This window comes from Pseudomonas khavaziana (genome assembly GCF_019145205.1).
GTDB classification, from domain to species: Bacteria; Pseudomonadota; Gammaproteobacteria; order Pseudomonadales; family Pseudomonadaceae; genus Aquipseudomonas; species Aquipseudomonas khavaziana.
The window spans coordinates 30,825-53,090 of sequence record NZ_JAHSTT010000003.1 but is presented as its reverse complement, the minus strand read 5'-3'; the positions used below and the strand labels follow the sequence as shown (position 1 = coordinate 53,090).

Sequence of the window (22,266 nt, the reverse complement as noted above, 5' to 3'; positions counted from 1 at the left end):
GTTCACATTAATCCTTAATGTTATTGAAAACGCTGCAGTCCATGCAGCCCGACCGATTGCGGGTGGGCGGGGTAAAGACACTGGGATATACGAAATGTTCAAAGCCCAAGGGGGAGACGCTTCACGATGGATGCCATTGCGTGACGGGTGGTGCCATTGCGGTGATGCCTTGCGCGGTTTTGGGTGAGGGGCTTATAGTCCGGCGGTCGCTCAAAAGGCGGCCGGGTTTGGCGACCCGAAGAACGAGCCCTCAATAATCAATAGAGAGCTTAATGATGAATCGATACATCCCCCTCACCGGCCACGACTGCACCGTCCCAGCCCTGATCATCGACACCCAGGCACCTCTCGACGTCCTTCACGACGCCGCCGTGCACCGCATTCGGGCCGTCACCCAACTGCTGGAAAACCTGGCCTTCCGCGAACAACTCAGCAGCGATGCCGTAGTGCTTTCAGACTTCGCCCACTTGCTGGCCATTCCGCTGCGCGATGGGTGTGATTTGCTGGATGTCATCAGTCGCAGGCTTAATGCCGATCCGTCCTGAGTGAAAATCGGGCGGCCTTTGTGTCGCCCGCTTTGTGCGTGATCAGCGCAAACTAAATAAATCCGTCCCTTTTTAATCACATCTCCCCACCTGACAGCGTCTTATTGCTCCGCGCGCCAATCGACATAACCTTTCACCACAATCAGCTGATTACGGATGAAGCTTGAAAAGTTATCGGCCAACACCGCCACCTCATCGATTTCCGAATCAATCTCTACTATCGACCAATTATTACCTACATCAAAAGCATAAAGCACACCACTGGAAGTAGCCGCAAACACATACATCCGGCTATAAGCATCCACCTCACATCCGGCGATAGCAGCGTATTTAGCCGGACCGTCTTCGATATAAAGCGCGCTGTCTAAATCGCCAAACCCAAAGGTGCCTAGAAAAGCCAGATAGTCTACAGGAACACTGTCGCGGTCCGCTGCATCAACCCCACTCAGTATAGATTCATGGTCAACCAGGCGGCTTCCGTAATCACCCTCGTACAGTTCAGCAGAAGTGATATGGTTGATGAGTTCACGAATTTCAAGTGTGTATTCCATTTTCTTTTCTGCCCTTGGTTTTTCAAATCAGTCATTAGCTCGAAAGCATTCTGCAAGAAAACAAAAGGGGACAGATTTAATCAATGGTCTTTGCACTACCACCACGAATTAAACAAATTCGCCGCCTTCCCCCAACTACCTGACCAACTAGGTAACGGTTTCTTGATCACCATTAACAGAATCAAACAGTACGCCGACAACACCAGCCGCCATAAGTCGCCGTTTCACCTCTTCACTTACTATGACCGCACCCAAATATTTTTTAAGTCTAAATATATGACTTGATCCGACCCTGCCCGGGTCAACCACCAAATTGTAGAAAGCACGATAGTTGCCGGCCATATCTGGCCTAACAGGATCATCTACCTCAAACTTTTTATAGCGAGAGCGCTTTTCATCCACGCAATCGACTTGCGTTTCTATAATCATCAAAAAATAGCTCTGGCAAACCACTTTATTATTTATCTTAACCGGCTCAAAAACGACACGTTGATAAGGTTCGTCTATCTCTGGCAAACCGGCGAGCGAGTTTTTTGCGCTCTCGCTTAAAACAGGAACACTGGCGTATCCAGCAAGGGAATAATCAACTTCTTTACCGTCGAATCTTACATCGAGAGTATATATGCCTGGCTCCATAAAATTAACTGGAGGATCACTGAAATACCAGTTATCTACATGATGTACATCTCCAAGCACCCACCTATCGCAAACAGTTACATCTTGTCGCATTAAGTAATATCTCATTTCAGTCCTTCGCAAGCCATTTATTAACTTCACTACCTACGATTACTGCTTCTGACTTAATCCCTTCCAATGTTTTTGTCACGAATCAACGAAAAAAGGGGACTGTCTAGTCCTGAAATAGGTTTACACCTGTTTCAGGACTAGACAGCCTTTAAACTCTAACCTAGATAAATCTGCCCTCTTTTCTTGTCCCTTTTCTTGTCCCTTTTCTTCAGTCCCCTTTTCTTCAACTTATTCATCATCCCAAAACTGCCCCGGCGGCGCATAGTTGCCATCTTCCAAGATGCTGCACCATCCAAAAAGCCTATAAAACATTTCAAGATCCAATATTTGGTAGATATCAATATCAACTTTTTTTAACGACACCCGACCGTGTGCATAGTGAGAGTATTGCCCACCTACCCCACCTATCGCTCTTTTTTCAAGTTCTGCACGATCCCACTCCAGAACGGTTCCTGCAGTTTCTGGCAAAGGGTCCAAAAATTCAATTTCAAACTCCGTTGCAATTTTGCAAATGCAAGGAATCAGCCTTTGCTCGAGCAGGCTGTGGGTTAACAAATTCTCGGGAAACTTAATGCTTAATTTCATTTCAGAGCATCCTTTGGAACAACAACATAACCTGAAAAATTCTTTTCAAAAGTAGTCGCGGGGCTAAAATACTGCTTACCATGAGGATCACGAATTGCTACGACAGAAATGCCATTTCTGGTCGTAATGCCGTCGACCACAACAAAATGGGAAAATCCGGTACCCGCTGCTTTATCCACAAGAAAAATAGGGGTCAGACCACTATTCTTGGCCAACCAAATAGAATAATTACAAAAAATAAATCATATTTTTAAAGAGCAACTCTGCTGAACTCTAAAAAACGCAAAAACGGGGTCTGCCCCCTATTCCCCTGTTTATTTCGTCGAATGTTTATCCCGCAGGAACCGCATCGATATCAAACTCACCTTGCTCGTCAATTTCGGCGTCTGCTCTCAACACCTCAAAATCGCAGCCCCCTAAGTTCAAATGGACATTTATTGCATACACTCCACTTGAGGAGGGTCTTATAAATTCGACCTGAAGAGAATAATCCCCTTCAGGCAGTTCTAGAGGAACCGTACTCGAAATACTACCAACCTCAATATTTCTATCTCTCACCGCGAAGGGAACTTTAAAGGCCCGAACCACATCTGCGCTTATAGCGGGCACTTGTTCGTTAATGGAAAGGCTAATGATATGGTCCCCTTCGTCAATCAAAGCTCTAAAAGAGACACTCCCTAACCTCCACGCAAATCCTTGCGCATAACTACGATCACTCCAATCATTATACGGCTGTTCAAGCGAACTCAAAAATACGCAAAATTGCGAATAAGACAAATATATACTTTCTCTAAACCTAGCCATTAGTCCACCACCTTAATTCTGACTTTCTCGCCATCGGGCAGTCCGCGACATGCATTACCTATACATGCGCCAGCCCCCATATTATCTTTCGGGCTTATGGGTCTAACACTCGCTCCAGTCCCACCCTCTTTAAACATTGCCGGTGGATACTCATCTAGAAAAATAGGGGTCAGACCACTATTCCTTTCCCTTCCAAAAATGTGGTCTGACCCCTATTCTTCCGACTCAACCATTCCCGCGCTGGTGATCGACACGCAAGCGCCTCTCGATGTTCTCTATGACGCCGCCGCGTATCGTATTCGCGCGGTGACGCAGTTTTTGGAGAACTTGGCGTTTCGGGAGGAAATCAGCAGTGATGCGATTGTGCTGCACGACTTTGCGCTGTTGCTGGCTATCCCTCTGAGAGATGGGTGTGATCTACTGGATGTGGTTGGACGGAAGTTGAATTCGCAAATTTCATAATAAAAAGTGGGCGGTTTTCAACCGCCCTACTTGAGAAAATTTAAACTCAACAAAAATAGGTAAGTTTTTAAAGAGCGCATATATAAAATTAACAACCTAGACATCTTCAATCAAAGTGCGCCACCTAAAATCTCTTGAAAATCATCATCTAAATCGGCGAAACCAACTTCAGAATTAAGCACAGCCAACTGTTCTGTCGTCACTGTCAACGACTCGAGAATTTCCTCAATAAAATTTATATCAAATTTTCTTTCATAATAGTTTTCAGCAAACTCTTTATAGGTAACAGCACTTTCTTGCAGGAAACCCAGAAGCGGAAACCGCTTCAATTTATCCGGTGATGCCTGCCATGAGCTTTGATTAGCTTCCCGCCAGAAAAACAAGCCTGCATTATTGTTGGAAAATGCAGGTTCATCTTTAAAAGCTCGAAATTTTTCGGGTACGTCATCCAAATGCTCGTGCGGATTCGACAATGGATTTTCATCTAGAACCTTACCTACAGCGCCTTCGCAAGTAAAGTGTATAAAGTACTCGGCCCCTTCACCGTTCTTCATGGATGCCATCATCTCTTCACCCTTCCCATCCCAATTACAATTGAATGAAAAGTACCTGTACTCCCATTGCGGCATAATTACCGCGTCTAGTAATGCCAGCCCTTGAGCAGTTTTTCTGACCTTTTCGATCGAAGGCAGGCCGTTTATATTAATTAAATCACTCATTTAATTTCGCCTTCAAATAAAAGGGCAAATTAAAATTGGACAGGTTTATTTAACACGTTTTTTTCCAACGCAAGTTAAACAAATCCGTCCTCTTTCCCCCTCACTATCTACGTAAACGTCTCTCAGCACGAACCTTATTTCTTCAAATCAATGATTAGCTTCTGTATCAATAACTCGAAAGCATGTTGCATAGCACCGCGTAAAATTTCAGGGTTTGTTGCGTATTGCTGGGGGGTATATGCCAGAGAGTTCCCCTCACTAAAAGCTGTGATAGTTTCGAAATTTCTCCAGACCGTCTCATTCCCACGCTTCATGGTCGCCACAACTCCCAGAGTGGGATAAAGCTCTGAACTATAGTTCTTCAATGCAAAGCCCCATTCCGACACCACAAACTCCATATGCGCATCGGCCGTAAGGCCCTCCGGAATAACCTTGAATAGTTTTTCAGTAGTGATCCGCGCTTCCAACTGCTGCTTAAACAACTGCCCCGGATCTATTTGATTGCGCTTCAAGTTCAGCAAAACTGCCTGTCGAGGACTCAAAGCTCCGCCATCAGCTATTTTCGCACCTACTACCAATCCAGCTCCTGCCATAGCGCTAGTTGCTACTTTTGATGCATCCGATCCCATTCCTACAGCTGCCCCGGCACCCGCGCCCAAGCCGGCACCCCATGCTTGATCCATGCTTGTGTATTTGAACTGCTGCTTCGAGAACGAGGCAGGTAAGATTGTGAGCGTCTTAATTTTTTGTCGGTTTTCAACATTCAGGTCTTTTGTGACACAACCGCATAATGCAAATACGGCGCACAGAATCGCAGTCAAATTCTTCATAGCCATCCTTGATTATTAATCGTTAAATAACTCACTCACGGAAAATATTTAAGACGACGAAGAAAAAATATACATCCCACCTACCGCTGTTGATGCTTATCTGCTTTCTTTTTACGTGACAATTTAACTTTCCGCGTATTTTCGGCTATTTCCGTATCGGTAAGACCTAACCGCCCACCCAATTCGAGATAGCGATTCAGAGCTTGCTCGCCTTCCATTTCGTACTCCACATCAAAACAAACATTTGCTGCATACCCTTCATGAGCACCGACATAAAACCTTAATACTGAAATAACATTTTTCGTATGCATCAAAACTTTGAAATCGTCTACAAACTCACACTCTAAAAATATGTACTCGTTAATGACCCCCACGTGATGAGCATTACCTGTTCCCAAATACGCTTTTGCTCCTGCGCTTTCTAAAGCTTCCAAGCGCTCAATCCATCCAACTGCTGACAAACGGCTGTTCACGTCATCGGACAGCCAAGCGGCTATTTCTCTAACGCCAACACTTTCTGGTGAAGAGAGCCGTGGATCCGCGTTTGGGTCTGTGGCCCAAACGTCTAAACGGTTAAGTTTAGAAGTTTTCACAAAATGAATTTTACCCATAGCCATTTATCAATTTTTCCCTTGATAGACTGGCCAAGCTGTCGCGCCCGTACCGTCTGGTTTACCGTAATAACCTTCTATCTTCAATCCACTTGGAGATGTTCCCTTCCACTTAGATGTGCCAGGCATTGGTGAGGAGTTTTGGAACGCACCTTCGATCTCCAACTGAGTCTGCCTCTTACTCCACATAGCAGGATAAAACGTTGTTTCACCTTGCTTAGGCACCCAAGCACCGTTTGACGGATCACGGATGGACACATACCCCTTTGTCACACCAAACGCATCGGCTTCACCGCTGACTCTATCCACCTGAACAGTCGGAGATCTCAAATAATGTCCGCCCGTACCTGATTTTGAGCCGTCTTGTCGAATATTTACGCCGCCATCAAGGATATGATCAAGCCGAATGCTAGTAGCGTTGGCGGGTTTTCCCGCTTGCTGCTGAACCAGTTCGAGCGGCGTAGGCGACGGTTTGAAACCATCCAAATATAGGCCTGGTGTGCGCCCATCGTCCTTTGTAACTGGAGAAGTTTTTGGGTAGAGGCCGAATCCATCCGCATCTGCCGAGATACCAGGTCCTTTATCAATAAGACCAGCCGTAGCTTTACCAACCGGAACTTTGTTGAGCCAGCCTTCGGTAACCAACGCATTACCCAAGTTGACGAGCATCGCAGCCCTTTCCGATGCATCCAGCGCTTTACCTGCTGCTCTTTCAAGCCAGGTAGTTTTTTTCATCCACTCGTTTAGGTGCGTTTCCTCAGCAGGGGTAAGCCATTTCTCTTGTAAAAAAATAGGGGTCAGACCACAAAAAATAGGGGTCAGACCACTATTCTTCTATTCTTTTAACTCACACTTTTCGGGCGTCCTGACGCACCCGGTGAAACTCTTTTACCTAATATCTCCGCGATCTCGGACGCAAACTTCTGATCGCCCAAAACGTAATTGCCGTTTGTAGAAGATCGAATTTGTTCTATCAGTCCAGATGAAAGCCGATCCTTGAATATAGATCGGTAAGCTTCGGCTCGCTGGGCGGTGCCGCTACCTAACTCGCTATAAACCGCATGCGGACTTATAAAGCCTGATAGCTCGCCCTGTGCGTTTGCCCTATAGCTGGTCCAGCGATAGTCGCCCGGATGAGTAACCATACCCGCTCTGACCGGATTCATTTCGATATATCGATAGCAAGCTAAAACATAGTTTTCTTGTTGAACCAAACAGGAGCGGAAACGGCCTTCCCACAATGTGCCCGTTCGTTGATATGTTCGATTGACATATTGAACATAGCGCTGCCCCAGCCCCTGCATAAGTAGGCCAGCCCCTGCGCAGCAGGTGGGAGTCAACAACAAATGAACGTGATTTGTCATCAAGCACAAAGCGTGAATTTTACAGCCATACAATTGAGCAAGCACGGCTAATGTATCCATGTAAAAAATGTAGTCTTCATCTGAATAAAAACACGCAGACCGATTGTTTCCTCGCTGTATAATATGCAATGGGTTACCCGGTAGTAAAACCCTAGGACGGCGAGCCATATAAACCCCTAACTGGATAAGAGTTTACAGCTTAGCCGCCCATCAACAGACCAACTAAATAGAATAATTACAAAAAATAAATCATATTTTTAAAGAGCGACTCTGCTGAACTCTAAAAAACGCAAAACCGTGGTCTGACCCCTATTCCCCCCAATGACACCGAGGTCACCAACTCGCTTCCAATAGGGGGAACTTCAAAGGCATCGTTCAAACTCCACGGAACGCCCAAATCGCCTATAGCTCTCAAAAAATCTTTATGCCTCTCTTCGATAGACTCTGAAACACTAGGTCTATGCCGAAACTCAAGCTTATATTTAGTCATTACCGTGCCACCCTTACAGAAATATTTCGAACAAAAGGGGACAGATTTATTTAATACGCTTATCCCAGTACAAATTTAAATAAATCTGTCCCCTTTTCGTCCTTCTCCGCTTTTCTCCATTTTGAGCTCTGTCAATCCATAATCCTAAGCTCTGAGATCAAATCTAAAAATTCAGTTTCTGTCAGCTCAAACTCTTCCCCTTCTTCCATTGCCATCAATGAGAGAAGTATTCGATCCATCGGAGGAGTGATCTCTAATCCATGACGTTGATAAATTTCAAACGCAAATTTAGAAATCTTAAACACGTCGAACCCTGCGGATAATTTTTTTTCAAGATCATTAGCAAGATCATTTTGTGTGTACATTATTTCCAACTCTTCAATTCTGCACCTGTAGGCGGATAATGCTGTGCACTCACAGGTTGCCCATTAATGCTCTTAGGATGCACCCGAATTACGTTCCCTGCATGATCATAGCTTTCCATCCACTGCCTAGTGGCGCCAGTTGCAGGGTTATACTCAGTTGCGAAAGAAGCACCTCGTGTAGCACCCTCTGTTCGAGCGGGTACTTCCTGCGTGTAGTACCGAATTCGGCCATCCGGCAAAGTCTTCGTGATAGCCGCATTTTCCTGAGCTTTCTGCAGCCCTGAAAGCTTGCCTCTCAAAGCAGCTTGGGCGTTAACGCTAGCGGCCTCGCTTGAGATTGCCGTCGTTTCCTTGGCTACTCCAACCTCAGCGCCAATAACTTTCCCAGCAACCTTACCCGCACCTCCCAACCCACCGCCAAACATCATGCCAACCATTTCGGAATGATCACCCTTCATGGTTTGCTGGACCGCGAGGCGCGTGTCGTCCTGATTCTTATCTTGGAAGCCCCGAACGATAGACTGTTCTGCTTTGTTGAGCCCGCCGCTCTGGTCATATTTATCCAGCGCTGCATTACCCGCCTCCACGTCCAGGCGCTGCGCATTACAACTCGTAGGATCATCACACTTCAGCAGCGTAATGCCAGTTTTCTTATCACTGATTCCTGCGTACTTAGTAGCTACATCGCTACGGCAGGATGAAGGGCTGGCTGCCCCACGGCACCCTTTCAAATCCTTAACCAAATCATCAACCTCATGGTGATTTAGGTAGTTATAGGCCGTGGCATTTTTCGCGATTTCAGCACCTTTCTGCACGTCACCGTCAGTCGCACCAGCGGCCGCAATTCCGACCAATTGCGAAGCGGCTAGCAACAACGCTGGATCGCCATCTACCACTTTCGCCAGTGAGGTTACCAGTGCTTCGTTAGCTCCAGCAGCGAGAGCGCCCGTAGCAAAACTGCCGCCGCCAGCTTCACTCAAAAGCCCGCCAACCAAAGCATGCAGAGCGATTTTTTGAGGCCCTGATTCTGACCATTTTTGGCCTTTCGAGTAATCGCCTACAGCGTTAAAGGCGACCGCTTGCAATGTGCTCTGCAACTGCGACCGTAGGGAACTACCGAGATTGTCTCCAAAACTACCGCCTTGAATAGCAGTGCTTAAACTTGCTTGGGCAACTCCTTGCGCCCCCGAATAGACGGCAAACCTACCGATGTCAGACGCGGAACTGAGGTCAAACCCTTTTGTAATGTGATTGACGTTGTCGCCAGTTACACCAAACGCAGGATCAAGCACGCCAGCGGTAAAACCTGCAGCTAACGCCCCAGTTGCATACCCCTTCAAGGCTTTGCTTGACGTAATGTCTTGAAAAGTTGCACCGATGTTTCCGCCGTTATTGATGAAGCTGACGGTGCTTCCACTGGCAACTGAAGTTAACGCAGCAGTTGCCATAACGTTGCCCCAACCGGCTGCTGCGGTCCCAACCGCCGTACCAGCTGAGACCATAGCCGAACTGCCTGCCGCAGCCATTGCCGTACCAGACCCGGCACTGGCACCCGCAGCAGCGCCCGCGACGCTACTTGCGGCCCCAGCCGTCAAAACTGTCACTACGATGATGATCGCCAGCATGGCTCCTTGGCCTAAGCTGGAATGGCTGTACTTGAACGAATCATGCAGTTCCTGCACTTGCCGCCAATCTACATCCCCACGCTTCTCGGCTTCTTTCAACCAAGCCAACTGTGGGTCTGCTTTGACCATCACATCAATCGTCTGGCTAACCGTGTTCTGATCAATCTGTTTAATGTCGATCTTCAGCCCGTTAACCGCCTTGATCGCCAACTCACCCTGTGCCTTCAACTCACTTTGGCGCAACGTCTCGTCGGTATTCCCCTTGCCCTTCGCGCTGGTCCACGCCAGGTCACTCTTGCTCTTCTCGTGGCTCTCCTGGTGCAGGTCTTTGACCGCCTCGAAGGTCACTGCGCCGCCACTGGTGATGGCCAGGTCCTTACCACTCTCAAGCTTGGCCCGCTGATATAGCTGATCACCGCCACTAACCAGCGACAAATCGCCACCAGTCTTGATCTCAGTCCCCACATTTGTAACGTGGGTCACCTCATCGCGCTTGGTCTTCTTCGCGCCCCAGCCACCCTTCTCCTTCATGTCGTAAAGGCTGTAGGTGCTGTTCTGCGCCGCCAGCAGGTTCAACTTATCCCCGCTATACAGATAAGCCTCATTCCCCGCACTGATCCTACTCGCCACGATCGTGGTGTCACGCCCAGCCTGGCTGACAAAATCCCCACCTGCCGTCAGTACGCTCGCCACTTGAGTGGTCTGGTCGTCCGAGGTCTTGATGCGTTTTTTGCCGTCCTTTTCCTTGCCCTCAACGTTGTGCATGTCGCTGACCGAGGCGACGTTGAGGTCGCGGCCGGCGGCGATGTTGAGGTCTTTGCCGGCGGTGGCGGTGCTGCCGATGATGTTGACGTCTTGCCCGGCCTGCATGTTGAGGTTGCCGCCCGCCGTGACGCTGGCGGCGAGGTTTTTGACGTCGGTGGTGATGCTGGATTTCTCGCCGCCGTCGCGGGTCTCGTGTTTGACGCTGGTGTCGCTGGCGGCGATGAGGTTGAGGTCGCGGCCGGCGGTTAAGTTGGCGTCGTTGCCAGCGGTCAGGGCGCCTCGATTGGTGAGGTCGCGGCCGGCGTCGATGGCGAGGTTTTCGCGGGCGACGATGGTGCCGGCGCTGGTGTCGGTGAGGGTGCGCATACCGACGCCGTCACGCACCTGGATGGCGGTGGTGTCGTTGGTGATATCGCCTTTGAGCGCCGTGAGGCTGACTTGCTTGCCGCGGATTTCGCCGGCCATGGCGTTGCGGATGCTGTCTTGGGCCAGCAGGTTGAGGTTGTTGCCAGCTTCGACCAAGCCGCCAGTGTAGATACTGCCGCTGCTGATGGCGGAGAGGTTGTTGCTGGCGCGCAGGGTGCCGACGTTGATCAGGTCGCCGCCGGTGACCAGATTGAGGTCGCGGCCCTGGATGAGGCTGTTGCCGCGCACGTTGCGCGAGTCGGCCTGGGCCAGGTACAGCACCGGCACAAGGACGGTCTGGCCGTCGATGACGCGGTTTTCCATCCACACGATGTCGTGGGTCAGGGCGCCGACTTGCTGGTCGGTGAGGGACACGCCGAGGCTCAGGCGCAGGGCGTCTTTGCTGGCAAGGCCGTTGTCCATCAGGTAGCGGAATTGGTCGGCGTCGCTGTACAGGCCGCCGGCGAGGAAGCGTTGGCCGGTTTGCGCGAGTACGGCATCGCGGATCAGGCGGGTTTCGTACTGGCCGTCACCGAGGCGGCGCCAGGCGTCGTCGGAGGTGTAGCCGAGCTTGCCGAGCATGTAGTCGGAGCTGAGGAAGCCGGATACGGAGGCGAACTCGGGGTTGGTCTCGATCAGGTAGTGGCTGGTGGGGTCGGCGCTCTTGACGAACAGGCCGTACTCGCCCTTGGGCAATTGGAAGGTAGGCGAGGTGGTGGGATCGACCGGGGCGAAGGCGGTGCCGGTGTAGTCCACGGGTACGAAGCCGCCGCCGGGGGCCACGCCCACGACGGGCAACACGCTGCCTGGCGCCTGGGCGCTCGGGTCGTTGGCGTGTTTGCTCAGGTTGATGTTGATGCCGCCGACGGGGATGCCGGTCTGGTCGTCGCCGAGGGTGCCGGTCAACTGGGCCAGGGTGTTGTTGTGCAGCGTGCCGTTTTGCAGGGTGCGGGCGACGTTGAGGTTGACCGTGCCGCCCGCTTGCAGGGTGGCGTCGTAGCCGGGGCCGCCGTTGTTGGTCCAGGTGGTGACGTCACTTGCGTAGGCGAAAGGCCGGCTATTGGGTGAGCGGCTTTTCAGTTCTTCGAAGCGCGCCTTGTCGAAATTGCCAGCCGCCGTGGCCGCATTGAACGCGGGCACGTCGACATATCGCATGCGTTCGAACAGATCGTCGGGAACGTGCCCTGGCGTGCTGATGACAAGCTTGCGCTGGCCCGTGCGCGTGGCCGCGCCCTGGTTGAGCAGGTCACCGGCGGTGATGCTCAGGTCGCCATTGGCAGCCATCAGGCTGTAGCGGTTCTGCACGTTGTCGCCTTGCAGCAGCATGTTTTTGCCAGCCACCAGGCGCGCCGCGACCGAATCCTTGGTCGCCGCCTCAAGGTACGTCTCGTAGATGGTGATCTCGCCACGTTCCCAGTTGTCGCTCTCGTCGCAGTGCTGCCCACAGACCCAATACAGGCTGCCGGTGGTCAGCGTCTGGCCGAGTTCGAATTCGTCTTTGGCGTTTTCGATGAAGCCTGCATTGATGCCGATGGAGCCTTCGCTTTCCACGGTGCCGGAACGGTTGCTGAACAGCACGGCGCGCCCGCCATCCCGTGCGGCGAAGCTCAAGTTGCCTTTGCTGTAGACGTCGCCATAGCTGTTGCTGAAGCCATTGCTGCGCAAGGTCATGTCGCCGCCGCTGAACAGCAGCGTATCGGCGGCATTGGTAATGCCGTTGACCGCCGTGAGGTTCACGGCGCCCTGGGCACCGAGGGTGCCACGGTTGTTGATTTGCGCGGCGGCGATGTCCAGTTGCTGGCGGGCAGTGAGGAAGCCGAGGTTGTCCAGGGTGCCGCCCAGGGTCAGGCGGGCATTGGTGGCCGCCAGGCGGCCGCCGTTCTGGCGGAGGTTGTTGGCGCCGACAGTGAGGGTTTGCAGGGCCGAGACGCGGCCGCTGTTGGTCAGGTCGCCGGTGGTGATGCTGATGTCACCGTCGCTGAGCAGTTCGCCGCCGTTGTCCAGGCTGGCCACGTTGAGGACCAAGCCCTTGCCGCTGGCCATGCGGTCGCCGGCCTTGAGGGTCAGCCCTTGGCCGCTCTTGTAGGTGAGGACTTCGTTGAGTTGCACGCGGCCCAGGCCGTCGACCTTGCCGAACGCCCAGTCGGCGGTGCCCATGCCCTGGATGTCGCCCTGGCTGCCGGAGAGGCTGGCGGTGTTGAGGCGGAACAGGCCGGTGCCGGCGTGCTGGATCTGGCCGGCCTGGTTGTTGAGGCTGGCGGCGTCGAGGCTGAAGGCCTGGCTGCCGAATTCGAGGGTGCCGTTCTGGTTGTTCAGCGCGCCGCTGAGGTTGAGGCTGCTGGTGGCGCCACCGAGGGCGCGCAGTTGACCGCTTGCGCTGTTATCCAGGCTGCCGCCGTTGAGGCTCAGGCCCTGGTTGGCTTCGATCAGGCCGCCCTGGTTGGTGAGGGTGGCGCGTGAGGTCAGGTTGAGCTGGTTGCCGCTGATCTGGCCACCCGCACTGTTATCGAGGCTGGCGCCGCTGACGGTCACTTGTTCTTTGCCGAACAGTTTGCCGCCTCGGTTGGCCAGGGCTTCGACGGTCAGTTGCAGGTTGCCGACCAGGCTTGCCATCAGGCCGCCGCTGGCGTTGTCGACGCTGTTAGCGGTGACGCTCAGGCTGTCGCCCTGCACGGTGCCGCCCTGGTTATCCAGGCGGGTGGTGTTCAGTTCGGTGAGCGCGCCGCCGCCAAGGATCAGGCCCTTGCGGTTGCTCACATCCTGGCCGCTGTAGCTCAGGCCTTCGGCGCCGGCCAGCAGTTGGCCGTTGTTGTTGTTCAGGTGCTGGGCGGCGATGTCCAGGCGCTTGCCGCGCAGGGTGCCGCCGTCGTTGTTGAGGGTGGTGAGTTGCTTGACCAACACGCTGCGTTCGCCCGCGTCGATCTGGCCGCCGACGTTGGTGAGCAGGTCGCTGACCTTGAGCACCACGTCGCCGCCATCGCTGACCAGCGCGCCTTTGTTGCTGTTGTTGAAGCTTTTCGCCGTCACATCGACGGTTTGGCCGAGCAGGATGCCAGCGCTGTTGTCGAAACGTTCGCCGCGCAGTTGCAGCAGGCCTTCGCTCTGAATGCGGCCCTGGGCATTGAGCAACTGGCCCGGGCCTTTGAGCAGCAGGCTTACGCCCTGGGCGCCACCGGCCAGCAGGCCGGCGTTGCGGTTGTCGAGGCCGGAAGCGCGCACGTCGAGTTGGTCGCCCAACACGCGCCCGGCGCGGTTGTCGATATCGCCGCCAGCCACGTCGAGCAGCACTTGCTTGCCGACGATCACGCCGCTCTGGTTATCCAGGTTCGCGGCGTGCAGTTCAATATCGCCCTGCCCGGCCTGTAAGCGGCCCTGGGCGTTGTTGAGCTGTTGCGCGGCGGTGAGGGTGAGCTTGCCGGTGTCGGCGCTCAGTACGCCGTCTGCGTTGCTGCTGAGGGTGCCGGCAGTGACGTTGAGGTCGGTGCTGGCCTGGGCGAAGCCCTGGGTGTTGTTGAAGGCGTTGGTGACGGTGAGGTTGAGCGCGCCGCCGTCGGCCTGGATCAGGCCCTTGAGGCTGTTGTCGAGGTCGCTGGCATTGACGGTGGCGGTCTTGGCCACCAGCACGCCGTTCTGGTTATTGAGCTGGCCGGCGTTGACCGTCAGGTCGTTGGCGATGACTTGGCCGCCGCTGTTATTCAGGTCGGCACTACTTAGCACCAGGCTGCCACCGGCCATTTCGATACGGCCCTGGCGGTTGTCCAGGGAGGCGCTGTTGAGCGTAGCGGCCTGGCCTTCACCGAAGCGGATCAGGCCGCCGAGGTTGACGATGGCCGGTGAGCTGATCGCCAGGGTTTGTTCGCCAAACAGACGTGCGCTGGCGCCCTGGTTGGTCAGTTTGGCGCTGCTGACCTCCACAGTCTTGGCCTGGATGATCGCGCCCTGGTTGGTCAGCGCCTGCGCGGCGGTGATCGCCAGTGCGCGGCTGGCCAGCAGGTTGCCGCTGGTGTTGACGGTCTGCGCATTCACCACCAGATCGCCGGTGGTGTTGCGGCTGTTGTCGGGGGCAACACCGGCTTCGATGATGCCAGCGTTAGTCAGCGTGGCCGCGTTGAGTTCGATGCGTTGGCCGGCGGCCACGCTTTTCTGGTTGACCAAGGCTTGGGCGCTGGTGACCTGCACGTTGCCGTTGGCGTAGACCTTGTCGGTGAGGTCGACGTTCTGTGCGGTGACCTTGACGTTACCGGTGGCTACCGTCTGCGCCATGCTCAAGCGTCCATTGGCATCGAGCTGGATGTCGCCGCCACTGGCCGCCAGGGTGCCGTCGAGCTTCACGCCCACACCGGCTTCGGTGCCCACCAGTTTGATCGCGCCGGCATACATGCCGCCCAGGGCCGAGGAGTCAATCGCCAGCTCCGGCTTGGCGCTGCCGTCGTCGGCGCGGGGCGTGGCCTTCAGGGTTTGCGCATCGACGTCGTTACGGCCGGCTATCACGTTGAGTTCGCGGGCGTTGATCTGTGCGTTGATCTTGGCCGAGCGGGTGATGATGTCGAAGCGTTCGACGTTGCTGGCGTTCAGGCCCTCACCGTCAATGGTCACGGCGCCGCCATCGACCTGGTAGCGCTGCAGTTGGCCGTTCTGGTCGATCACCGGTTTGCCGGTGGTCAGGGTGACATTCGGGGTGTTGATAAAGCCGCAACCGCTGCACGTCACGCCATACGGGTTGGCGACGATGACCTTGGCCGACTGCCCCGCCACTTCGGTATAACCGCGCAACTGGCTGGGGCTACCGCCGTTGACTTCGTTGAGGATGACGCTGGCCGCGCCGCCCTTGAGGTTGGGGTTGCCGACGATGTAGCCGCCCAGCTGGGTGTTGACCATCGCGCCGTTGGCGTTGTTGAGGATCACGCCATTGGGGCCGACGTTGTAGTCCTTGAACTGGTTATGGGACAAGCCCGCGCCGTTGGGCGTGGCGATGTTCACCACGGGCACGCCATTGCCCGCCGCACCCACGGTGGTGCCCGGCGCACTGACCACGATGCCTTCGGCCTGGGCCAGCAGCGGCTGCCAGAACAGCGCATTGGCCAGGATCAGCACCAGCCCGCGCTTGGGCAGGCCGAAGAACGAGTTGCGCGGCTTCAGGGCAGCAGAAGGTTGGCGGGCCAGGAAGGCAAATTGGCGAACATCCATTGTCAGTTTCTCGTTGCAGCACGGCGTTGAATTACAGGAAGAAATCCATGCGGAAGTAGATCGGCGCTTCGCGCTCGGTGACTACACCGGGTCTTTCCAGCGAGTGGGCAAAGGTCACGCTGGTGCTGACGTTTTTGCCGCGGGCGAACAGCTCCAGGGAGTTGCTGGACACCCGGCCATGCACGTTGTCGTTGTAACGGTCGTTGCGGATCACGCCCTGGTCATAACCGACGCTGGCGCCGTATTCGAAGAAGGCCGGGCGCATCCAGTCGAGGGTCACCGGGCGCGCCCAGCGCACTTCGTTGCGCCAGTAGCCGCCGCTGTCGCCGGTCAGCAGTTGGTCCTTGAAGCCGCGCACCGAGGCGGAGCCGCCGAGGCTCATGCGTTGGGGCGAAAACAGCGGGTCTTCGCTGCGTTGCCCGGTGGCCAGGCTGCTGAAGCTGAACGACTCGCCCCACAGGCTGAACGGCTGCAGGTAGCTGACGGTGGCGGTGTATTTGCGGTAGCGCGAATTGGGTTGGCGCCGGCCGATGGAGTCACGCTCTTCCTGAGACTGGGCGTCGAACAAGCCGATACCGTTCTGCATGCCGAGGTCGAGGTTGACGAAGGCACTGCCGATACGCCGCCCGTGGTTGATGCCCAGTTGCAGTTCGCTGAGGCGGTTGCTGCTGGGCGCGGTGCGCACGTCGAGGATGTAGTTGTTGGTGCGCAGGTGCGCCAGGCCGACGTTGACCGAGGTCTTGCTGACGTCATCTCGGTGGATCACCCGCTCGGCGCGCAGTTGGTGGTTCTGGTTGTCGCCATCCTGCTTGTATTTGAAGTCGTCGGTCCTGCCGTAGGTGCGGTAGTCGCTTTCGCTGTAGGTGTAGCTGAAGTTCCACCAGCCCCATGGCACGTTGTAGTAGAGCATGGTGTTCTTCGAGGTTTTCTGGTGGTCGCTGATGGCATCGTGGCCGCCGCGCAACATCAGTTGGTCACCCAGGCCCAGCGGGCTATCCCACTCAAGGCCCGCGCCCCATTGCTGTTCGCCGGTGCTTTTCTGGCCGTCGTTATTGCGCGACAGGCTGGCGCGCCAGGGTTTCTGCGCGGTGTTCTTGACCACCACGTCGCTGCCGCCGACTTGCTTGCCGGGGGTCAGTTCCATCTGCGCCTGTTTGGACGGCAGGCGGTTGAGCTGGTCCACCAGTTGCTCGATCTCGCGCAGGTTCAATGCTTCACCGACCTTGCCTGGAAAGGCCATGGCCAGTTCACGCTCGGTCACCGTGCTGCCTTCGGCGCTGCGCAGGGCTTCGAGCTTGCCTTCGACCACCAGCACTTGCAGGTGGCCGCTGGAGAGGTCTTGTTGCGGCAGGTAGGCGCGGCTGGTGACGCGGCCTTTGCCGAGGTAGTAGTCGGTGATGGCCTTGAGCAGTTCGTTGAGCTGGGACACGCCCAGGCACTGGCCGATATAAGGCTTGAGCAGGCGCTCGCGATCGGAGGCCGGCAGGCTGTCGGCGCCTTTGAGCTCGATGTCTTTGATCGGGAAGCAGCGAGTGTCGGCAGGCGTTGCCGGGGCTTGGGGCTTGTCCGCTTTACCGGGCAGGTCCTGGAGTTCCTGGAGCCGCCGCTGTTGCTCTTCGAGCAGGCGGTTTTGCCGGTCACGGATCAGGTCCTGGTCACCAGGCGTGGGGGCGGCGAATGCGCTGTTCAGGCTCAGGCAAGTGAGCAAGGCGCATACAAGAAACCGAGTCCGTGGCAATAGTGAGGACATGTTCGATCCATCGAAAATCAAGGGCCGCGAAACTAACATCGAACTTCCAGCTAGCCTAGAAACGGGCGAAGTTGGGCCGTTCGATTGGTTAGTCTTTTAACCTATTGATTATTAATAATAAATTTTCATCAAAAGAGTCTTGGCCGGGCACATGGAGTGATTATTCCGACAAGTGGCGACTATTTTGATGGCGATTCGACGAATGAATTTTTGATTGCCATTATTTAGCCATCAAGTTTCGTCGAGATAGGTTAGTACCGAGGAAGGGAGAAAAGTTCGCGGGGGATTTGTGAATTGGATCCCATTTATCGGAATTCGACGCTGGGGCTGCCATCTATAAGGTGGGACATAACCAATGTGGGAGGGGGCTTGCCCTAATGCCAGTCAGTTAAGCGGTCATCGCCTTCTGTAGGAGCGAGCTTGCTCGCGAAAAACGTCAACGATAACGCGTCTTTGCTGAATGAGCGCGGCGCCTGTAAGTTTTTCGCGAGCAAGCTCGCTCCTACAAAAAAGCCTTAACTGACTGGCATTAGGGCTTGCCCCCCGATGGCGGTGTGTCAGTCATATATCTGGTGGCTGAGACTCTGCTATCGGGAGCAAGCCCCCTCCCACATTGGGTACTCGTAGGTCAGCCAATGCCCTTGTCTTTGTCAGTGCCTGGCACCAGGGCCAGGCCGGGGCGTTCGACGTCGCGGGAGACGTGGGACTTCACGTCTTCCACCCCGCCCTCCTCGTTATTGTGGATCACCAGCACGCCGGGTTTGCGAAACTGCTCCAGGTGACCATCGCCCAGGTTGAAGCTTTCACTCAAGTGCTTGTCGCTCAGGGCCTTGGCCTCGGCGCGACGCTGGGCAAACTGGCGGCCGCGGCGCTGTTGATAGCGCGCCCAGCCGATCAGGATCAAGGCATTGAACAACGCGATCCACAGGTAGATCTGCAGGGTGTTGAGCGCGGCAAAGATCGGCGCTTCGATGCGCGGGCCGCCATGGGTCTCGAGCATGGCGCCGATGCCACGCGCCAGCAGCCAGACCAGCCCGCCCCAGGCCAGCAAGGTCAGCAACACATCGATGATCCACATCACAGGGCTTTGGCGAGTTCTGACCAGTTTCATGCTCACGCCTCCTCTCGGGCAGGTTTGATACCGCGATCCGGGCTTACCCAGCGTGCGCGCTTCTGATGCTGGTTGAACAACACCTTGGGAAAGCTCACCAGCGTGGTGAACAGGCTCACCAGCCAGAACACCATCGGGTACCACACGGTCCAGAACAGGGTTTTCCACAGGTCTTTTTCGTAGCGCCGGTCGATCAGGATACTCACCGCAAACTGCAGCAGGCACACCATCGCCAGCACCAGGCCGGTAAACGCGGGCGGCACCAGGGAGTCGACGGTAATGGCCGCCGGCAGGGTGACGAATTTACCCATGGCCCAGAAGACCACCGAGAGCAGGAAGGTGAACGCCCAACCGGTGGACAGGCAGTATTCGAACAGCAGCGGCCACAGGTAGCGATGGCGCCATTGCCAGATGCCACGGATGTTCTTGAACAATACTTCGGCGCCGCCCTGGGCCCAGCGCAACCGCTGCTTCCACAGGCCGCCGACGGTCTCGGGCATGAGGATCCAACACAGTGCACGCGGCTCGTAGAAGATCGACCAGTGATCCAGTTGCAGCTTCCAACTGACATCGATGTCTTCGGTGATCATGTCGGTGCTCCAGTAGTCGATGCGGTCCAGCGCCTTCTTGCGAAACGCCACCACCACTCCCGAGACCGTGAAAATTCGCCCGAACACCCGCTGGGTACGCTTGATCAAGCCGATGATCGAGGAGAACTCGCCCACCTGCACCCGGCCGATCAAGGTCGAGCGCGTACGGATGCGTGGGTTGCCGGTGACGGCGCCCAGGCGCGGGTTGTCGAGCATCGGCGCGACCATGTAGGCCGCCGCGTTTTTGTCGAGCAAGGCATCGCCATCGATGCACACCAGGTATTCGCTGCGCGCAGCCACGGCGCCCATGCGCAGGGCCACGGCCTTGCCCTGGTTCTGCGCCAGGTGCAGCACGCGCAGGCGTGGGTGTTGCAGCGCCAGGGCATCGAGCACCGCGGCAGTGTTGTCGCTGGAGCCGTCGTTGACGGCGATCACTTCGATATTCGGGTACACCTGGGCCAATGCGGCCGCCATGGTGTCGGCGACGTTATCACCCTCGTTGTAGCAAGGAATGATGATCGAGATCAGCGGCTCGCCGGCCAGGGTCGGCGCAGGCGTGTCTGCTTCCCACGGCCAATGGCGCTCCCAGTGCAGCCAAAAATACAGACCGCCGGCGATCCACAGCGCCGACATGAACAGTGGGTAGAAGAACACGAAGTCCATCAGGAACTGCCCGGTCACCAGGAAGATCAGGCCCAGGGGCAAGCCCAACACCAGTGCCAACACGAATATAGCCAGGATTCTGTCGATCATGATCTAAGGATTCCACTGGTTGGAAAGGGCCGGACGTATCGTCTTCAAGTCCGGGGAGTTCTCCAGGAAGTTGTCCGGGTAGTAGCCGAAACTGGTGACGCCCTGGCGTTTGAGTACACCCATCCATTGCGCCAATTGCGTAGCGCTGATATCCGGCGCGGCCTTGGTGCGCCAGTCTTTGGCTTGCAGCTCGAAGATGGTTTTATCCAGGGCGCCGGGGCGCGCCTTGACCGTGGCTACCAGTTTTTCCAGCCAGGCATTGGAGTCTTTGAGCGACTGGCCCTCCATCAGCGGCATGGCCATGGGCGCCGTCCAGTCATAGGTCTGGAGGAAGTCATCAAGGTTCTGCGCGAACCAGGCTTCGCTGCCAGGGTTGAGCATCGGCTCGGCAAAGATATTGCGTGCGGTGAGTATCTGCGGGCCGCGAATAGTGCGGAACTTGACGGTCAACTCGTTGGTGAAGTCGATCAGGTAGCGGCTCTTGAAACGCGTCCAACGTTGCATCAGCGCAGGATCGGCACGCAGTGCGGCGATGTTGTCCGGCAGGCCCTGCGCGGCGTAGGCCTTGAGTGCGGCGGGGCTGGCGTCTTCAAAGTCGCTGAGCAGCGCATCGTCGTGGTAGAGCACGCCGTCGATGGCACTGTTGCTGGTGCGCGCCAGGTCTTCATAGATCTCGCCAATCATCTGTCGCACTTTTGGGTCGAAGGGTGACAGCCGCTGGTATTGATCCGGATCGGTGCCGACCTTACCGGTCTGCGGGTCCCAACGGGTGACGCGTGGCAGCTTGGAGTCGAGGGCGAAACTGAGCACCGGCATCCATGCAAACACGCTGGCGTGGGCACGGGTATGCAGCTGCCAGGAGACACGGTTGAACAGGTCGGCACGCATCGGCAGGTGGCGGTTCGGGAAGTACAGCGAATGCACCAGGCCATCGCCCTTGGGGTCGGCGTAGGCTTGCAGGAACACGGTGACAGCGCCCATATCCACCACGCGCTGCACCAGTACGTCGAGATTGTGCGCCTGCTGGACCGGGTCGGGGTCATAGACATGATCCAGGTCCACGTGCAGCACGCGCAGCGGCGCCTTGGCCTGCACCGCGACCATGCTGCTGGCGAAGTGTTCGCCATCGGGGTCGGAGGCCACCAGGAAGCGCGGGCTGTTCATCAGCTTGTTCGAATCATCCAGGCCGTCGTCGAGGGTCAGCGCCATCTCATAGCCGTGTTCACCCACCACGGCCAGGGTGGTGCCGTCGGCCGCGCCGTAAGGCCACACCCACACCCGCGGCGACTTGCCGGTGACGGTACGGATCTTGTTGGAGATGGCCGCGACGTCCGTGCGCATCCGTGCCTGGAACTGTGCTTCGGTTTCGTAGCGACGGGTCGCCGGGTCATAGCGACGCGTGGTGGCGGCCGGCTCCAGGTTGCCCTGGGGGTTGGCGAGAATGCCTTTGTGATTGGCGTCGGTATGGGCGGCGATTTCCACCAGGCCCGACTGGGACACTTCGCGGATCTGCTGCCAGGTCAGGAAGTCACCCCGCGCCCGTGGTGTGCCGGCGAAGTCCACCGGCTGGTTCAGCGGCGTATCGATCCAACTGCCCACCGGCGCCAGCACGGCAGGCCAGTTGTAGGCCCGTAGGATCGGCATCACGCGGGTGTAGAAGCTGGAATAGCCGTCATCGAAGCTGAGCATCACGGCCTTGGGCGGCAGCGTCGGCCCGCCCCGGCGCGCAGCGAGCACTTGGTCGACGCTGACCGCCTGGTAGCCGTTCTCTCGCAGCCAGGCCAGTTGCTCGATCAAACGTTCGGTACGCACCGCCACCACGGCCTGGTCGGGGTCGTTGTCCGAGACGTCGTGGTAGGCAATGCCCAGGAAATGGTTCTTCGGCCACGGCGCTTCGCTGGCCAGTATCGGCCGCTCGGCAGGTGGAACGAATGGCGCGGGTTGCTGGGCGCAGGCGGCGGCCAGCATTACACCCAGGACCAGTAAGCAACGGCTGAGGAGGGTCAT

At 55.9% G+C, this 22,266-nt stretch carries 19 protein-coding genes; 2 read left to right on the top strand and 17 right to left on the bottom strand.

Annotation, left to right across the window (positions count from 1 at the left end):
* The first annotated feature begins 287 nt into the window (after nucleotides 1-287).
* Nucleotides 288-545, top strand: coding sequence for a hypothetical protein (locus KVH01_RS08150; protein WP_005783616.1), 258 nt, complete (start codon nucleotides 288-290; stop codon nucleotides 543-545).
* A gap of 101 nt (nucleotides 546-646) precedes the next feature.
* Here KVH01_RS08150 and KVH01_RS08145 read toward each other — a convergent pair whose 3' ends face one another.
* From KVH01_RS08145 to KVH01_RS30810, 6 genes are all read right to left on the bottom strand, one after another.
* Nucleotides 647-1,096: an SMI1/KNR4 family protein gene (locus KVH01_RS08145; protein WP_046070342.1), complete on the bottom strand. Its 450-nt coding sequence runs from the start codon at nucleotides 1,094-1,096 to the stop codon at nucleotides 647-649.
* Nucleotides 1,097-1,243: 147 nt separating this feature from the next.
* Nucleotides 1,244-1,825 (bottom strand): imm11 family protein, encoded by a 582-nt coding sequence (locus KVH01_RS08140; protein WP_225924109.1) that lies wholly within the window; start codon nucleotides 1,823-1,825, stop codon nucleotides 1,244-1,246.
* Between the two features lie 246 nt (nucleotides 1,826-2,071).
* Nucleotides 2,072-2,428, bottom strand: a complete 357-nt coding sequence (locus KVH01_RS08135) for a hypothetical protein (RefSeq protein ID WP_046070340.1) — start codon at nucleotides 2,426-2,428, stop codon at nucleotides 2,072-2,074.
* Nucleotides 2,425-2,568 carry a hypothetical protein gene (locus KVH01_RS30540; RefSeq protein ID WP_216090546.1) on the bottom strand — a complete coding sequence of 48 codons (144 nt, stop codon included), beginning with the start codon at nucleotides 2,566-2,568 and terminating at the stop codon, nucleotides 2,425-2,427. Before KVH01_RS30540 ends, KVH01_RS08135 begins: the two co-directional genes overlap by 4 nt.
* A gap of 190 nt (nucleotides 2,569-2,758) precedes the next feature.
* Nucleotides 2,759-3,232, bottom strand: coding sequence for a competence protein ComJ (gene comJ, locus KVH01_RS08125; RefSeq protein ID WP_217881045.1), 474 nt, complete (start codon nucleotides 3,230-3,232; stop codon nucleotides 2,759-2,761).
* Nucleotides 3,232-3,396 carry a NucA/NucB deoxyribonuclease domain-containing protein gene (locus tag KVH01_RS30810; protein ID WP_318836570.1) on the bottom strand — a complete coding sequence of 55 codons (165 nt, stop codon included), beginning with the start codon at nucleotides 3,394-3,396 and terminating at the stop codon, nucleotides 3,232-3,234. Before KVH01_RS30810 ends, comJ begins: the two co-directional genes overlap by 1 nt.
* Before the next feature lie 34 nt (nucleotides 3,397-3,430).
* Here KVH01_RS30810 and KVH01_RS29760 point away from each other — a divergent pair, with 34 nt between their 5' ends.
* Nucleotides 3,431-3,694 (top strand): hypothetical protein, encoded by a 264-nt coding sequence (locus KVH01_RS29760; protein ID WP_225924108.1) that lies wholly within the window; start codon nucleotides 3,431-3,433, stop codon nucleotides 3,692-3,694.
* A gap of 110 nt (nucleotides 3,695-3,804) precedes the next feature.
* Here KVH01_RS29760 and KVH01_RS08115 read toward each other — a convergent pair whose 3' ends face one another.
* The 11 genes from KVH01_RS08115 to pgaB all read right to left on the bottom strand — a co-directional run bounded on the left by KVH01_RS08115 (nucleotide 3,805) and on the right by pgaB (nucleotide 22,266).
* Nucleotides 3,805-4,413 (bottom strand): hypothetical protein, encoded by a 609-nt coding sequence (locus tag KVH01_RS08115; protein ID WP_217881042.1) that lies wholly within the window; start codon nucleotides 4,411-4,413, stop codon nucleotides 3,805-3,807.
* Between the two features lie 134 nt (nucleotides 4,414-4,547).
* On the bottom strand, nucleotides 4,548-5,243 hold the full coding sequence (locus tag KVH01_RS08110; RefSeq protein ID WP_217881041.1) for a hypothetical protein: 696 nt from the start codon (nucleotides 5,241-5,243) through the stop codon (nucleotides 4,548-4,550).
* Between the two features lie 80 nt (nucleotides 5,244-5,323).
* The gene (locus KVH01_RS08105) at nucleotides 5,324-5,860 is read right to left on the bottom strand and encodes a hypothetical protein (protein WP_217881040.1); all 537 of its coding nucleotides are present in this window, start codon (nucleotides 5,858-5,860) and stop codon (nucleotides 5,324-5,326) included.
* Nucleotides 5,861-5,863: 3 nt separating this feature from the next.
* Nucleotides 5,864-6,589 carry an EndoU domain-containing protein gene (locus tag KVH01_RS08100; RefSeq protein ID WP_217881034.1) on the bottom strand — a complete coding sequence of 242 codons (726 nt, stop codon included), beginning with the start codon at nucleotides 6,587-6,589 and terminating at the stop codon, nucleotides 5,864-5,866.
* Between the two features lie 107 nt (nucleotides 6,590-6,696).
* On the bottom strand, nucleotides 6,697-7,386 hold the full coding sequence (locus KVH01_RS08095) for a transposase (RefSeq protein ID WP_217881031.1): 690 nt from the start codon (nucleotides 7,384-7,386) through the stop codon (nucleotides 6,697-6,699).
* 453 nt (nucleotides 7,387-7,839) lie between these two features.
* Nucleotides 7,840-8,073, bottom strand: a complete 234-nt coding sequence (locus KVH01_RS08090) for a hypothetical protein (protein WP_046070338.1) — start codon at nucleotides 8,071-8,073, stop codon at nucleotides 7,840-7,842.
* Complete coding sequence (locus tag KVH01_RS08085) at nucleotides 8,073-16,055, bottom strand: two-partner secretion domain-containing protein (RefSeq protein WP_225924107.1); 7,983 nt, start codon at nucleotides 16,053-16,055, stop codon at nucleotides 8,073-8,075. Before KVH01_RS08085 ends, KVH01_RS08090 begins: the two co-directional genes overlap by 1 nt.
* A 31-nt stretch (nucleotides 16,056-16,086) precedes the next feature.
* Nucleotides 16,087-17,805 carry a ShlB/FhaC/HecB family hemolysin secretion/activation protein gene (locus KVH01_RS08080; RefSeq protein WP_217881025.1) on the bottom strand — a complete coding sequence of 573 codons (1,719 nt, stop codon included), beginning with the start codon at nucleotides 17,803-17,805 and terminating at the stop codon, nucleotides 16,087-16,089.
* Between the two features lie 628 nt (nucleotides 17,806-18,433).
* Nucleotides 18,434-18,916, bottom strand: a complete 483-nt coding sequence (gene pgaD, locus KVH01_RS08075) for a poly-beta-1,6-N-acetyl-D-glucosamine biosynthesis protein PgaD (RefSeq protein ID WP_217881023.1) — start codon at nucleotides 18,914-18,916, stop codon at nucleotides 18,434-18,436.
* 2 nt (nucleotides 18,917-18,918) lie between these two features.
* Nucleotides 18,919-20,259: a poly-beta-1,6-N-acetyl-D-glucosamine synthase gene (gene pgaC / locus KVH01_RS08070; RefSeq protein WP_043049162.1), complete on the bottom strand. Its 1,341-nt coding sequence runs from the start codon at nucleotides 20,257-20,259 to the stop codon at nucleotides 18,919-18,921.
* Between the two features lie 3 nt (nucleotides 20,260-20,262).
* Complete coding sequence (pgaB, locus tag KVH01_RS08065) at nucleotides 20,263-22,266, bottom strand: poly-beta-1,6-N-acetyl-D-glucosamine N-deacetylase PgaB (RefSeq protein WP_217881022.1); 2,004 nt, start codon at nucleotides 22,264-22,266, stop codon at nucleotides 20,263-20,265.